This window comes from Pseudomonas sp. 05N36, from assembly GCF_056397385.1.
The window spans coordinates 47,844-61,241 of record NZ_JBFTNH010000002.1 but is presented as its reverse complement, the minus strand read 5'-3'; the positions used below and the strand labels follow the sequence as shown (position 1 = coordinate 61,241).

The following is a 13,398-nucleotide window of genomic DNA, read 5'->3' as shown; positions in this document are numbered from 1 at the left end:
TCGCGATAGGGGCGACGCGGTATATCGGTCAGCCGAATCGGTAGATGTCCATCCCCAGCGCACCCATGGTGAATCCCTGGTGGGCGATGCTGAAATCGCCACCGGCGCCGCGGGCGAAGTACAGCGGCAGCAAATGCTCGTCGCTGGGATGGCTGCGCACGGCATTCGGGGCTTGCTGGCGATAATCGTGCAGGGCGACTTCATCGTTTGCGGCGAGCTTTTCAATCATCCAGTCGCGAAAGGCCTTGGCCCAGGGCTCGACGCTTTCCGGGCCGGCATGCCAGTCCAGCTCGCGCAGGTTATGGGTGATGCTGCCGGAACCAATCAACAGCACGCCTTGCTCGCGCAGACTGGACAGCGCGCGACCGACGCGGGTTTGCAGGGCTGGGCCAAGACGACTCGGCAGCGACACCTGCACCACCGGAATGTCGGCTCGCGGATACATCAGAGACAATGGCACCCAAACACCATGATCGAACGGGCGCTGGTTATCGAGCTGTGCCGGCAAGCCATCAGCCTTGAGTAATTCGGCGACCTGCGCCGCGAGTTCCGGCTGGCCGGGTGCGGGGTATTGCACCGCGAACAGCGCGGCGGGGAATCCGCCGAAGTCGTGCCAGGTTTCCGGTTGCTCAGCGCTGCCGACGCGCAGGTCCTGGCTTTCCCAGTGTGCGGAAACGATCACGATGGCCTTGGGTTTCGGCAGCTCGCTGGCCAGGCGTGCCAGCGCCGGGCCACTGGCACCGGGCTCCAGCGCCAGCATGGGTGAACCGTGAGAGATAAACAGGCTGGGGAACATGAGTAACGTCCTGAGCGTTAAGATAGGAGCATCTTCAGTCAGATCATTGATCTAAATCTAATATAAGTTTTAGGGCATATAGATCGAATTATCAGGGGGATTTATGCAGCCGGAGTTTTGGCAAAAGCGTTGGGAGCTCAATCAGATCGGTTTCCATCAGTCAGAGGTTAATCCTTATTTACAGCAATACTGGCCGCAATTGAATCTGACGAAGGGCTCGCAGGTGCTGGTGCCGCTCTGTGGGAAAAGTCTTGATCTCATGTGGCTGGCCGGTCAGGGGCATCGGGTGTTGGGTGTCGAGTTATCGGAAAAAGCCGTGGAGGAGTTTTTTCGCGAGCAGCAACTCACACCGCAGATCACCGAACAGGGTGCGTTCAAGGTCTACCAGGCGGGGCCCTTGGCAGTGTGGTGCGGAGATTTTTTCGGGCTGACCGCAGACGATGTGACAGATTGTGTGGCCGTCTATGATCGGGCGGCGCTGATTGCCTTGCCACCGCTCATGCGCGAGCAATACGCAGCGCACCTGAGCCGGATTTTGCCGTCAGCCTGTGAAGGCTTGTTGATTACGATGGACTACGACCAGGCGCAGATGGACGGGCCGCCCTTTGCCGTGACGGATGAAAACGTGCAGGCGTTGCTGGGCGGTCGCTGGCAGCTTGATTTCTGTGAGGTGCGGGACATTCTGGGGGAGAGCTGGAAGTTCCTCCAGGCGGGCGTTACGCGCCTTGAAGAGCGGGTATATAGATTGATGGCTCGCTAAACAGCAAAAGCATCGGCATAAAAAAGGGGCGATCAGATCGCCCCTTTAGTATCACTGCAGAACCACTCAGCCGCGACGACGCAAGGCGTCGATCCGCTCTTCCAGTGGCGGGTGGCTCATGAACATGCGAGCGAACCCTTGTTTGATGCCACCGTTGATGCCGAAGGCATTCAGGGTGTCCGGCATGTGCACCGGCAGACCCTGTTCCGAGCGCAAGCGCTGCAGGGCGCCGATCATGGCGCTGGTGCCGGCCAATTGGGCGCCGGCTGCGTCTGCACGGAATTCGCGTTTGCGCGAGAACCACATGACAATCGCGCTGGCCAGGAAACCGAGTACCAGCTCGGCGAAGATGGTCGCGACATAATAGGCAATGCCTTGGCCTTCTTCGTTTTTGAAGATCACCTTGTCGACGAAATTACCGATGATCCGCGCGAAGAACATCACGAAGGTGTTCACCACACCCTGAATCAGTGCCAGCGTCACCATGTCGCCATTGGCCACGTGACCGATTTCGTGGGCCAGGACGGCTTTCACTTCATCGGGCGAGAAACGCTCGAGCAAGCCCTGGCTGACCGCGACCAGCGCGTCGTTCTTGTTCCAGCCGGTGGCGAAGGCGTTGGCCTCGTAGGCCGGGAAAATCCCGACTTCAGGCATCTTGATTCCGGCTTCACGAGACAGTTGCTCGACGGTTTGCAGCAGCCATTGTTCATGGCGAGTGCGCGGCTGGCTGATGATTTGGGTGCTGGTGCTCATCTTCGCCATCCACTTGGAGATGAACAGTGAGAACAGCGAGCCGGCGAAACCAAAGACCGCACAGAAAATCAGCAGCTGATTGAGGTTGAGATCAACCCCGTTGGCCGCCATGAACCCGTTGAAGCCGAAAAGGCTCAGGGTGATGCTGGCAATCAGCACGACCGCCAGGTTAGTGGCCAAAAACAGCAGGATGCGCATCATGGTTGTAGAAATCTCCTCGTGCTAAATATGTAGCGTACAGCGGGGTATATAAGGTGCCGCACCAGGCTATTCAACCGGGTGACTATTTCAAACTGTGTCCTACAGCTGGATTCTAGATGCTTGCAGGGCATTTCCGACGTCACCTGAAGAGATATTTGGCTGGATTTTGCTTTCACAAGTCCCGCCTCTATTGGGCGTAACCGGCAGTCGCGTAAATCCGCCAGCACTCAAGGCGCTGTCGCAGTCGAAGAGTGGAGATGTGTTGCTGAATTAATCGCCGAGGGCTTTTAGGCTCTGTACGACAACTGCCTGCGCGTCGACCAGGCTGCGTTAAAAACAGGCTCGGAATGCTCATTTAGGGGCCTAAACTCCGCTTCCTCGCCTGTTTTTGCCTTGCCTGATCGCCGCTCGGCGAGTTTTCGTACAGACCCTAGAAGCCCTCGGCGTCATCGCGCTTACTGGCGATAGGACTTGAGGAAGTTGCCGATCCGACCGATAGCCATGTCCAGGTCGTCCACCCGCGGCAGGGTCACGACACGGAAGTGGTCCGGCCATGGCCAGTTGAAGGCCGTGCCCTGGACCACCAGCAGTTTTTCCGAGAGCAGCAGGTCGAGGACGAACTTTTCATCGTTGTGGATCGGGCAGACTTTAGGGTCGATCCGCGGGAACGCGTAGAGCGCGCCCATCGGTTTGACGCAACTGACGCCCGGGATGTCGTTGAGCAGTTCCCAGGTGCGGTTGCGCTGTTCCAGCAGGCGACCTTGCGGCAGCACCAGATCATTGATGCTCTGATAACCGCCCAGTGCGGTCTGGATTGCATGCTGGCTTGGCACGTTGGCGCACAGGCGCATGTTGGCCAGCATATCGATGCCTTCGATGTAGCTTTGGGCGTGATGCTTGGGGCCGGAAATGGCGATCCAGCCGGAGCGGAAACCGGCAACCCGATAGGACTTGGACAGGCCGTTGAAGGTCAGGCACAGCAGGTCCGGCGCCAGGGACGCGGTGCAGATGTGCACGGCATCGTCGTACAGAATCTTGTCGTAGATCTCGTCGGAGAACACCACCAGGTTGTGCTGGCGAGCCAGTTCCAGCATGCCCAGCAGGACTTCCTTGGAGTACACCGCACCGGTCGGGTTGTTCGGGTTGATGATGACCAACGCCTTGGTGTTCGGGGTGATCTTGGCCTTGATGTCGGCCAGGTCCGGCCACCAGTTGGCTTGTTCGTCGCACAGGTAGTGCACCGGATTACCGCCTGCCAGGCTGACCGCAGCGGTCCACAGCGGATAGTCGGGGGCCGGGACCAGCACTTCGTCGCCGTTGTTGAGCAGCGCCTGCATCGACATCACGATCAGCTCGGAAACGCCGTTGCCCAGGTAGATGTCTTCGATGCCGACACCTTCTACCTGTTTCTGCTGGTAATACTGCATGACGGCCTTGCGCGCACTGAACAGGCCTTTGGAGTCGCTGTAGCCCTGGGCGGTCGGCAGGTTGCGGATCACGTCCTGGAGGATTTCATCGGGCGCTTCGAAACCAAAAGGCGCCGGGTTGCCAATGTTCAGCTTGAGGATGCGATGGCCTTCCTCTTCCAGGCGCTTGGCGTGCTTGAGCACTGGGCCGCGAATGTCGTAGCAGACGTTGGCGAGCTTGTTCGATTTGCTGACCTGCATGGCGATGTGTTCCCGAAAATGAACGATCCAGACGCTGTTTGAACTACCGTACTGGGAATCCTGCGTTTTCACACGGGCCTGGTGCCTGGGGTCACCGCACCAAAATCCGTTTGAATGCGGGTAACGCGGCTGCCAGACTGGCGTTTAACGAGGCGCAATCATACGTGCCGCCTGATCCGTGGAAAAGATACAGATCAGGCTTTTTCAGATGCAGAGGTATGACAATGGAAAAGTTGGAAAAAACCCTGGAAGAATGGCGCGCGATGCTCGACCCGGAGCAGTACAACGTTTGTCGTCTGAAGGGCACCGAACGGCCGTTCTCGGGCAAGTACAACGGCACCAGGACCGATGGTGTCTATCACTGCATCTGCTGCGACGAACCGCTGTTCGACTCAAACGCCAAGTTCGATTCAGGCTGTGGCTGGCCGAGCTTCTATGAGCCGATCGGCGAGGGCGCCATGGTCGAGATTCGCGATATCAGCCACGGCATGATTCGTACCGAAGTGGTCTGCGCCAAGTGCGACGCGCACCTGGGGCATGTATTCCCGGATGGCCCGCCACCGACCGGCTTGCGTTACTGCATCAACTCGGTGTGCCTGGACCTGGTGCCGCGCGAATAATGTGAGTCCTGACCTGCGGCAGCTCCTTGTCGGCAGGTTATTGATTTATTAAATTGCACACAATCTAATTGCTCGCTATGTTTAAGCCTTTCTCATCTTCCACCGGAGCACGCGTGATGACCGAGAACCTGCTGAGTATTCCCTGCACCACCATCAAAGGTGAGCAAAAGACCCTGGCCGATTACGCCGGCAAGGCGGTATTGGTGGTCAACACCGCCAGTAAATGCGGCTTTACCCCGCAGTACAAAGGACTGGAGGAGTTGTGGCGGACTTATAAGGATCAAGGCCTGGTGGTGCTCGGTTTTCCGTGCAACCAGTTCGGTAAACAGGAGCCGGGCAATGAAGGGGCGATTTCCGAGTTCTGCGAACTGAACTTCGGCGTGAGTTTTCCGTTGTTCAAAAAGATTGAGGTCAATGGTAGCAACGCCCACCCACTGTTTGTTCAGCTGAAAAAACGTGCGCCCGGTCTACTGGGTTCCCAGGGCATCAAGTGGAATTTCACCAAGTTCCTGATCGGCCAGGATGGCAAGCTGGTCAAGCGTTTCGGGCCGGCGACCAAACCACAGGACCTGACCCGCGAAATTGAAGCCCTGCTCAAATGAACGATGTGTCAGCCGATTCGCTACTGCTCGACAGTCAGCTCTGCTTCAAATTGTACGCCGCGTCCCGAGCGGTGATCCGCGGCTATAAGCCAATGCTCGATCAACTGGGCCTGACGTATCCGCAATATCTGGTGATGCTGGTGCTATGGGAGTGGCAACAAAGTGCGCCCGGGCAGCCAACCGTCAAAGCCCTTGGCGAGCGATTGTCGCTGGATTCCGGGACGCTCACGCCGTTGCTCAAGCGACTTGAGCAGTTACACCTGGTCCAGCGCCAGCGCTCGGCGCGCGATGAGCGAGAAGTGCACTTGAGCCTGTCGCCGGCCGGGGTTGCCCTGCGCGAGCAGGTCGGGCCGCTCAAGGCCCGTCTGTTGTGCGACAGCGGTGTCGATCTTGGGCGCTTGGGTGAATTGCGCGACGGTCTTGATCAACTGCTGGGGCAGATCAGGGCGCTATCGTAGCCGGCACCCACTGCTCAAGCAGGGCGGCCAGTTCCTCGCGACGGAACGGTTTCGCCAGATAATCGCTCATGCCTGCCGCGCGGCAGCGTTCACGCTCCTCGGGCATGGCGTTGGCGGTCAGGGCAACGATCGGCAGATCCGGCCAGCGTCCACTGTGACGGATCTGGCGGCTGGCCTCGTAGCCGTCCATCACCGGCATGTTGCAGTCCATCAGCACCATATCAAACTGCTTGAGCTCCAGCTGGTCGAGCGCTTCGGCGCCGTGGGAGGCAACCACCACCTTGCAACCCAACTTGCTGAGCATGCCTTTGGCCACGAGCTGATTGACCGGGTTGTCTTCCACCAGCAGGATTCTCGCCCGCCGCTGGGGCATGAGGCTTGACTCTTGAGCATCGGTGACGAGAGCGACTTCGTCGGCCTGCAAGGTGCGTCGTAGTGTCTGGTAGAGCGCGTTGCGGGCCAGTGGGCGGGCTTGTTGTTGCAGGGGGGCGAGGGCAGCCGCTTCTTCACTGGGCATGAAACTGCCATAGGCAGTCACCAGCAGAATCGGCGCGGTCATGCCCGGACGTAATCCGAACAGGCATTCCGGGCAGTCGGTGATCAGCACATCGGGCGATAACCCGATCAAGGAGTCGTCGATGGTGCGCTGCTGGTATTCCAGCCCCCAACCGGGCAACAGATTACCTAACAGTTCGGACAGGCCGCTGCTGGCGGCGGTGATCGCCAATACCTTGCCTTGCAGGGACGCGGGAACGATTGCCGGGGTGTGGGCCGGCAACGGCAGATCAGCGCAGAACTGGCTGCCGAAACCGGGCTCCGAGTTGATACCGAGTCGGCCTTGCATGGCTTCGCACAGGTTGAAGGTCAGGGCCAGCCCCAGCCCGGTACCTCCGAACTGACGAGTGATGCCGGCACCTGCCTGGGTAAATGGCTGGAAGATTTTGAGCTGATCATCCTGTGCGATGCCGATACCCGTGTCGCAGACTTCGATTCTGACGCCGTCTTCGTGGGTGCTCAGGCGCACGTCCACCCGTCCAAAACGGGTAAATTTAAGGGCGTTGGAGAGCAGGTTGCTGACAATCTGCCGCACTCGCATCGGGTCGCCAAGTACCTGCGACGGGAACTGCGGATCAATCAGACACGTCAGTTCGACGCTGGGCGCGGCGTTCTGTGACAGCAGGTTGGCGGTGTCTTCGATCAGTGAGCCGAGGTCGAACGGAATACGCTCCAGCTCAAGCTGGCCGGCGTCGAACTTCGACAGGTCGAGAATATCGTTGAGCAGCTCCACGAGCACTTTGCCGGAGTCGTGGGCAATCGACAGTTGCTGGCGTTGTTCGGCATTCAGCGGGCTGTCCAGCGAGAGGGCGATCATCCCCAGCAAACCATTGAGTGGCGTACGGATTTCATGGCTCATGTTGGCCAGAAACACGGAGCGTGCCTGGGCCATGTCCAGCGCGGTCTGGCGCGCGATTTCCAGTTCTTCGTTCGATACCGTCAATCGGCTATTGATCGCTTTCAGTTCACCGGTACGCGCCGAGACGATGTTCTCCAGTTGCCCGAGGTAGTCGGTCAGGCGGTTTTCGGCATTGCGGCGTTGCTGGATTTCAGTGGTCATGCTTGCGAATTGCTGGTTGGCCACCGTGACCAGAACGCCGATCTCATCGTTTTCGTGTGCCACAGGGCACTCCAGCGGTGCCTGTTCGGCACTGCGTGGGTCGCGTTTGCTGAGTTCGCGAATCACCCGCACCAGCGGTTTGGTGAGCATCACGTAGAACAGCGCCAGCAAAATCCCGGTCAGTATCAGGCTGCGGACAAAACCGTTGATCAGAGTGACTTCGGCCCGGCGCAGAAAACGGCTGCCAAACGTGTAGGTATCAATATCCAGTTGCAAGGTGCCGAGGGACTCATCGGGCAGGTGGTTGAGGAACAGGCGGTCCTTGAACTGTCGATTGGCGCCGAACAGAAAGTCGCTGATTACCCGATAGTTGCCGTTTTGCGTGTCCGGGCGTTTGACGCTGGCGAGGATCGTATTGTTGTTATCGCTCAGTTGCGCACTGATCACTGCGGGCGAGCGCAGCAGGCCGAGGGTCAGTTCCTGGGCCAGTTCGGCATCGATGTTGTAGGCGATCCGCGAGGCCGGGTTATGGCTGATTTCCAGCAGCGAGTGTATTTCCCGGTTGATGGAGGCGTCTTCGCTGGCATAATCGATGCCTATTTGCACCAGACTGAGCAAGGTTCCCAGAATGAAACCGACCAGCACTGTAAGCCTGGCTTGCTTGTAAGACAGGCGGTTGGTGAACTTGATATCCATGGTGTGCTGAACCACTTTCGTTTCCCTTCTGGGCGAAGCATAGCCGATCATCAGTGTATTTCGGCATGACTGGCGGGTAAGCCATTATTGCGATAATCCCGGCATTACGCGCTGCACTTGGTTTTCTGTCGCCCATCATTACTGTGAACGTGCCTGAGGAGAAGTCGTGGATTCCCGATTGAATGCATTTCTTGAACGCGCCGATGCGGTTCTGGCTCGTATCGAGCCGTTACTGCCCGCACAACGCACGGCCATCGACTGKACGCAGTGCCTGGCGGCACGCTGGCAGCGCGAGGGGCGCAGCGGATTTCTGTTGCCGCTTGAGGTCAGCCTGGACATGCGTCTGTCCGACCTGATCGGGGTCGACAAGCAGTTGGAGCAGTTGGGGCGAAACACCCGGCAGTTTCTCGACGGCATGCCTGCCAACCACGCGCTGCTGTGGGGTTCGCGCGGCACCGGTAAATCGTCGCTGGTACGGGCCTTGCTGGCCGAGCACGCCAAGAGCGGTTTGCGTCTGATCGAGATCGAGCGCGATCACCTGGCAGACCTGCCACGCGTTGTCGAGCAAGTCGCCAGGCTGCCCCAGCGCTTTGTGCTGTTTTGCGATGATCTGTCGTTCGAGGCCGGTGAGGGCGATTACCGGGTACTCAAAAGTGTGCTCGATGGTTCGCTGGAACAGGCACCGGATAACGTACTGCTGTACGCCACCTCCAACCGTCGCCACCTGGTTCCGGAAAAAGAAAGCGATAACGAAAACTGGAAAATGGTCGACGGCGAGCTTCATCCCAACGAGGCGGTCGAAGACAAGATCGCGCTGTCGGATCGATTTGGCCTATGGCTGTCGTTTTATCCTTTTACTCAGGAGCACTTCCTCAATGTGGTCGAGCATTGGGTGGGAGCATTGGCGAGCAAGGCCGGCCTTGAGTGGAAGCGTGACGAAGAACTCGAGATTCTTGCGGTTCGCTGGGCTACCGGACGCGGTAATCGCAACGGCCGTTGCGCGTATCAATTTGCCCGGTATTGGGTCGGACTGAAGTTGTTGGAGCACAAGGCATGATCGATTTGCAGAAGAGCGGCGCAGGACTTGAGGGCTATGGTCTGCTCTGCGCGCAGTTGGAGTCGCTGCTGGCGGATGAGCGCGACTTTATCGCCAACGCCGCGCAGTTTTCGGCGTTCTTGTTCAATCAGCTCGATGACCTGAATTGGGCCGGGTTTTACCTCAATCGCAACGAGGAACTGGTGCTCGGACCGTTCCAGGGGCAAATCGCCTGTGTGCGCATTCCGTTCGGTCGTGGCGTTTGCGGCGCAGCGGCGGCGACCCTTCACACTCAACGGGTTGAAGATGTGCATGCGTTCGCCGGGCATATTGCCTGCGACAGTGCCTCGAACAGTGAACTGGTGGTGCCGCTGGTCAAGGACGGCCGGTTGATTGGTGTGCTGGATCTGGACAGTCCTTTGCTGGCGCGTTTCACCGTTGATGATCAGGCCGGCATTGAGCGGTTGGCGGAGATTTTCCTGCGTTTGACTGAATGCTGATCACACCCGTAGCCCCGCTGCCGAAGGCGGCTGCTACGGGTTGCTTCGGGGTAGGTTTTACACGCTGGAGTGCTGATGGATCTGTCGTTGTAGCGCCTGCTCCAACTCAAGCATGGCGTGCTCTATGCCTTTGCAGCGGGCCTCGAGCTGGTCCGGACAGAAGTTTTCATGACATACGCGCTCAAGCGCTTCGCAACCGTCGATAAGCCTTGAGGCCTGAACAATACGGGCCGCCCCTTTGATTTTGTGCGCCATGTCGATGAAGGCTTGCGGCCCGCTTGCAGGCGGCAGCGCGAGGAGTTCCTGGCGGTCGAGGCGATTGCTGTTGAACAGTTCGGCGAGCAAACGCTGAACCAGTTGCGGATCGCCGCCGGTGAGTAACCGCAAGCCGTCCAGGTGAAAGGCTTGATTTTCGATGATCGGCTTGAGTGCTTCCAGTCGTTGGCCCAGCGTCGTCAGGCTGATGGGTTTGAACAGGCAATCGTTCATGCCGGCTTGTCGGCATCGGTGTTTTTCCTCCGGTTGAGCATTGGCGGTGAAGCCAAGCACCGTGCAGGGCGGGCGCTGCTCATCGTGTTCGATCTGGCGGATGGCCCGGGTGAGTTCGTAGCCATTCATCACCGGCATGTTGCAGTCTGCAATCACCAGGTCGAAATGACCTTCTTTCCATGCCTGGAAACCTGTTTCACCGTTGTTGGCCGTGACGGATCGATGCCCCAGAAAACCGAGTTGCTGGCACATGAGCAATCGATTCGCGGGGTGGTCGTCGACCACCAGCACGTCCAGGGTGACCGAGGCGTTCGCGATGACCGGTTGCGGGGTGTCCAGCACCACGGTGTCTGGCAGCGCGGCCATCGGCAATGAAATCCGGACTTGAGTGCCGACCCCGGGCGAACTGGTCAGTTGCACGCAGCCGCCCATCATTTCGCACAGGTTGCGACTGATCACCAATCCCAATCCAGCACCGCTTCTGGCCAAATGCCCGGTGTTATCGGCCTGAGTGAAAGGCTCGAACAAGCGTCGCTGGTCGTCTTCGCTGATGCCGATTCCGCTGTCATTGACCCACAACTCCATCAGGAGATGGTCGGGCTCCGGGGCTGGTTGAAGATTGACCTTGATCCCCACCTGGCCGTGCTCGGTAAACTTGATGGCATTACTGATCAGGTTGGACAGTATCTGTTTGAAGCGCAGGGGGTCTATCAATACATCGGGCTGTTCAGCGCTGGTGGGGAACTCCAGCACCAGAGCGAGATTTTTTTGCCGGGCCAGTCCATCGAAGACCCGCACGACCGATTCAATCGTCTCGCCAAGGTTCACCCGCTCTGGGGCCAGGCTTAAATGGCCAGACTCGATTCGGGCAATATCGAGTATGTCGCCAATCAACGCCAGCATGTCCTTGGCTGAGCTATGGGCCACTTCGATGGCCGGCCGATCCAGGTGGCCCTGATCGGCCCGTTTCAATGTCAGTTCGAGCATGCCGATCACTGCATTCATCGGTGTGCGAATTTCATGACTCATGGTGGCCAGGAAGGTGCTCTTGGCGCGATTGGCCTTGTCCGCCTGTTCCTTGGCTGACCTGAGTTCATCAAAAAGCTGCCGTCGTTCGCTGATGTCGATCCAGCCTCCGATGATTCCCTGGACCTCACCCGTCGAGTCTCGATAGGGAAGAATCCAGTGATAGATCGTCAGCCTTTTCCGGCCTATGTGCAGGGGGCGGTCGAGAATCAACGGGACACCTTCAGCCACCACTCGCTGGTAGTCGGCCAGGTATTCCCTCGCCTCGAACTCGTTGCTCATGGCGCCCTGCATGAGGCTTTTGCCAATCACGTCCTCGCGTTTGGCACAAAAGGCCTCCAGATAGCTGTCGTTACAACTTTGCAGCAGTCCTTCACGGTCCCGTACGTAAATGGGGTGAGGCGTACCGTTGACCAGCGTGCGCATGAATTCGAACTGGTCGTTGAGTGCGCGCTCTGCTCTTTGGCGTTGCTTGATCTGCCTGCGCATGTGGGCATTCCAGGCCAGCGAAATCAGTAACAAAAGACCGCTGCCAATGACCAGTTGATAGAACAGGCGATGGTAGTTACGCCAGGTGCTATTGGCGGTTCCCGTGTAGCCGCGCCAGCGGCTGTTGATTATTCCCAGTTCGTCCGGCGCAATGCTGAGCAGGGCTTTGTCGAGGATGGAGTGCAGTTCCGTAGCACCGCGCGCGGTTGCCAGTGAAAACGTGGCTTGCTGCGTCCCGACAGTCGCGCTGATTTGCAATGCGTCCTCGAACACTTGCGATGAAATGAAGTAGTTGGCAATCACCAATGAGTTGACTGCGCCCTCGACCTGTCCTTTGGCGAGTAACTCCACCGCGCTGAAACTGTCAGGCGTTTCAACCAGCTGGATCGTCGGGTATGCGTGGTGCAGGTAGTCGAGGAGCGGATTGCCTTGAGTGATGGCAAGGCTCTTTCCATTCAATTGCTCAAGACTGATTGGGCTGGAGGTGCTCTTTCGGGTCAGTAGTACAAATGAATTTTCCAGATAGGGACGGGTGAAGCTCAGTTGCGCCTCGCGCTCGGCGCTGGGAATCATCGCGGCGATCAGGTCGGCCTGGTTCCCTTTGACCTGGCTGATCATCTCGCTGTCACTTTGGCTGCGGTGAATCTCGAAGCGTAAACCGGTTCGAAGCCTGATCAGTTCGAGCAAGTCGGCGGTGATTCCCCGAAAGCTCTCGTCGGCGTCAAAGAATGTCAGTGGGGCGAAGGTATCGTTGACGACCACGCGAACGACAGGGTGCTGCGCAAGCCAGCGTTCCTCGCGGTTGGTCAGTTGCAGTTTGTGGTCGGTCAGAAGGATGTCGCTGCCCGCGCTCCAGCGTTTGGCAATATTTTCCCGCTCGCCCGCAGGCACTTCCTTGAGTACTGCGTTGATGATTGCCAGCAGGTCTGGATTGTCCTTGCTGACCGCGAAGCTGAAACCATAAGCCTCATGTTTGCCGAAGTTGGCCATCCGTACATTTTTTAGGTAGCCCTTGTTGATCATGAAATGGGTGGAAATGGTATCGCCAAGGAATACATCTGCCTGGTCGAAGGCGACGGCATTGATCGCATTCTGGTAGGACGGGTAAGAGGTGATGATGGCCTTGGGATATTGCGCCTTTACCTCTTCCAGCGGCAGATAGTGATAGACCATGCTTAATCGCATGTCGGCGAGACCTTCGGTCAATGATCGGTTTTCGGCGTTCCGGGTGACCAGAACCGGTTGATCTATGGCGTAGGGGGCAGACAGGACGATGCTGGAGCGTCGTCCTTCAAAGCTGTTGGCCGTTCCGAGCAGGTCGACGTCGCCGTTTTCGAGTGCTTCGATGGCGGCCTCTCGGGAGAGGTAACGACGGACCTTGATCGGCAGGCCCAGGGATTGTGCAAGAACCCCTGCGTAATCAGCGGTGAAACCCTCATAGTCGTGACCGCTGATCGTTAAATCGAAAGGAGGGTAGTCAGGCGCGGAGGTCCCCAGGATCAGTTCGCGCTTGTTTTGCAGCCACAATCGTTGTGATTTATCCAGTTGGACGTCCATGTAGCCTGCCGTTGAGCGACTGAGCAGCGCGAAATTTCCGACTCCGCTGTCTGCTCCTGACACAGAGGTGCTCAGACATAAACCTGCACTCAAATACAATAAATAGTCCTTTAAACACCTGGGCATCCGGTCT

General features: G+C 58.1%; 11 protein-coding genes. 6 read left to right on the top strand and 5 right to left on the bottom strand.

Features of this window, described 5'->3' with window-relative positions:
- Positions 1–28: 28 nt before the first annotated feature.
- A complete protein-coding gene (locus AC1DIH_RS03295) occupies positions 29–796 on the bottom strand; it encodes a DODA-type extradiol aromatic ring-opening family dioxygenase (RefSeq protein ID WP_477770579.1) in 768 nt (255 codons plus the stop codon).
- Positions 797–899: 103 nt separating this feature from the next.
- On the opposite strand from AC1DIH_RS03295, the gene AC1DIH_RS03290 reads away from it, so the two are divergent.
- Positions 900–1,556, top strand: coding sequence for a thiopurine S-methyltransferase (locus AC1DIH_RS03290; RefSeq protein WP_477770578.1), 657 nt, complete (start codon positions 900–902; stop codon positions 1,554–1,556).
- A gap of 66 nt (positions 1,557–1,622) precedes the next feature.
- Here AC1DIH_RS03290 and htpX read toward each other — a convergent pair whose 3' ends face one another.
- Positions 1,623–2,510, bottom strand: a complete 888-nt coding sequence (gene htpX, locus AC1DIH_RS03285) for a protease HtpX (RefSeq protein ID WP_427532814.1) — start codon at positions 2,508–2,510, stop codon at positions 1,623–1,625.
- A gap of 455 nt (positions 2,511–2,965) precedes the next feature.
- The gene (locus tag AC1DIH_RS03280) at positions 2,966–4,177 is read right to left on the bottom strand and encodes a pyridoxal phosphate-dependent aminotransferase (RefSeq protein WP_054596362.1); all 1,212 of its coding nucleotides are present in this window, start codon (positions 4,175–4,177) and stop codon (positions 2,966–2,968) included.
- A gap of 224 nt (positions 4,178–4,401) precedes the next feature.
- Here AC1DIH_RS03280 and msrB point away from each other — a divergent pair, with 224 nt between their 5' ends.
- From msrB to AC1DIH_RS03265, 3 genes are all read left to right on the top strand, one after another.
- Positions 4,402–4,797, top strand: a complete 396-nt coding sequence (msrB, locus tag AC1DIH_RS03275) for a peptide-methionine (R)-S-oxide reductase MsrB (RefSeq protein ID WP_477770577.1) — start codon at positions 4,402–4,404, stop codon at positions 4,795–4,797.
- Between the two features lie 116 nt (positions 4,798–4,913).
- Positions 4,914–5,399 (top strand): glutathione peroxidase, encoded by a 486-nt coding sequence (locus AC1DIH_RS03270; RefSeq protein WP_477770576.1) that lies wholly within the window; start codon positions 4,914–4,916, stop codon positions 5,397–5,399.
- A complete protein-coding gene (locus AC1DIH_RS03265) occupies positions 5,396–5,857 on the top strand; it encodes a MarR family winged helix-turn-helix transcriptional regulator (RefSeq protein ID WP_477770575.1) in 462 nt (153 codons plus the stop codon). Before AC1DIH_RS03270 ends, AC1DIH_RS03265 begins: the two co-directional genes overlap by 4 nt.
- Here the strand turns inward: AC1DIH_RS03265 and AC1DIH_RS03260 are convergent.
- Complete coding sequence (locus tag AC1DIH_RS03260; RefSeq protein WP_477770813.1) at positions 5,841–8,168, bottom strand: hybrid sensor histidine kinase/response regulator; 2,328 nt, start codon at positions 8,166–8,168, stop codon at positions 5,841–5,843. The two genes, AC1DIH_RS03265 and AC1DIH_RS03260, sit on opposite strands and share 17 nt — an antisense overlap.
- Before the next feature lie 166 nt (positions 8,169–8,334).
- Here AC1DIH_RS03260 and AC1DIH_RS03255 point away from each other — a divergent pair, with 166 nt between their 5' ends.
- Entirely contained in the window at positions 8,335–9,225 is an 891-nt protein-coding gene (locus tag AC1DIH_RS03255) for an ATP-binding protein (RefSeq protein ID WP_477770574.1), read from the top strand.
- Positions 9,222–9,704, top strand: coding sequence for a GAF domain-containing protein (locus tag AC1DIH_RS03250; protein ID WP_477770573.1), 483 nt, complete (start codon positions 9,222–9,224; stop codon positions 9,702–9,704). Before AC1DIH_RS03255 ends, AC1DIH_RS03250 begins: the two co-directional genes overlap by 4 nt.
- 57 nt (positions 9,705–9,761) lie before the next feature.
- Here AC1DIH_RS03250 and AC1DIH_RS03245 read toward each other — a convergent pair whose 3' ends face one another.
- On the bottom strand, positions 9,762–13,391 hold the full coding sequence (locus AC1DIH_RS03245) for a transporter substrate-binding domain-containing protein (protein ID WP_477770572.1): 3,630 nt from the start codon (positions 13,389–13,391) through the stop codon (positions 9,762–9,764).
- Positions 13,392–13,398: the final 7 nt, after the last annotated feature.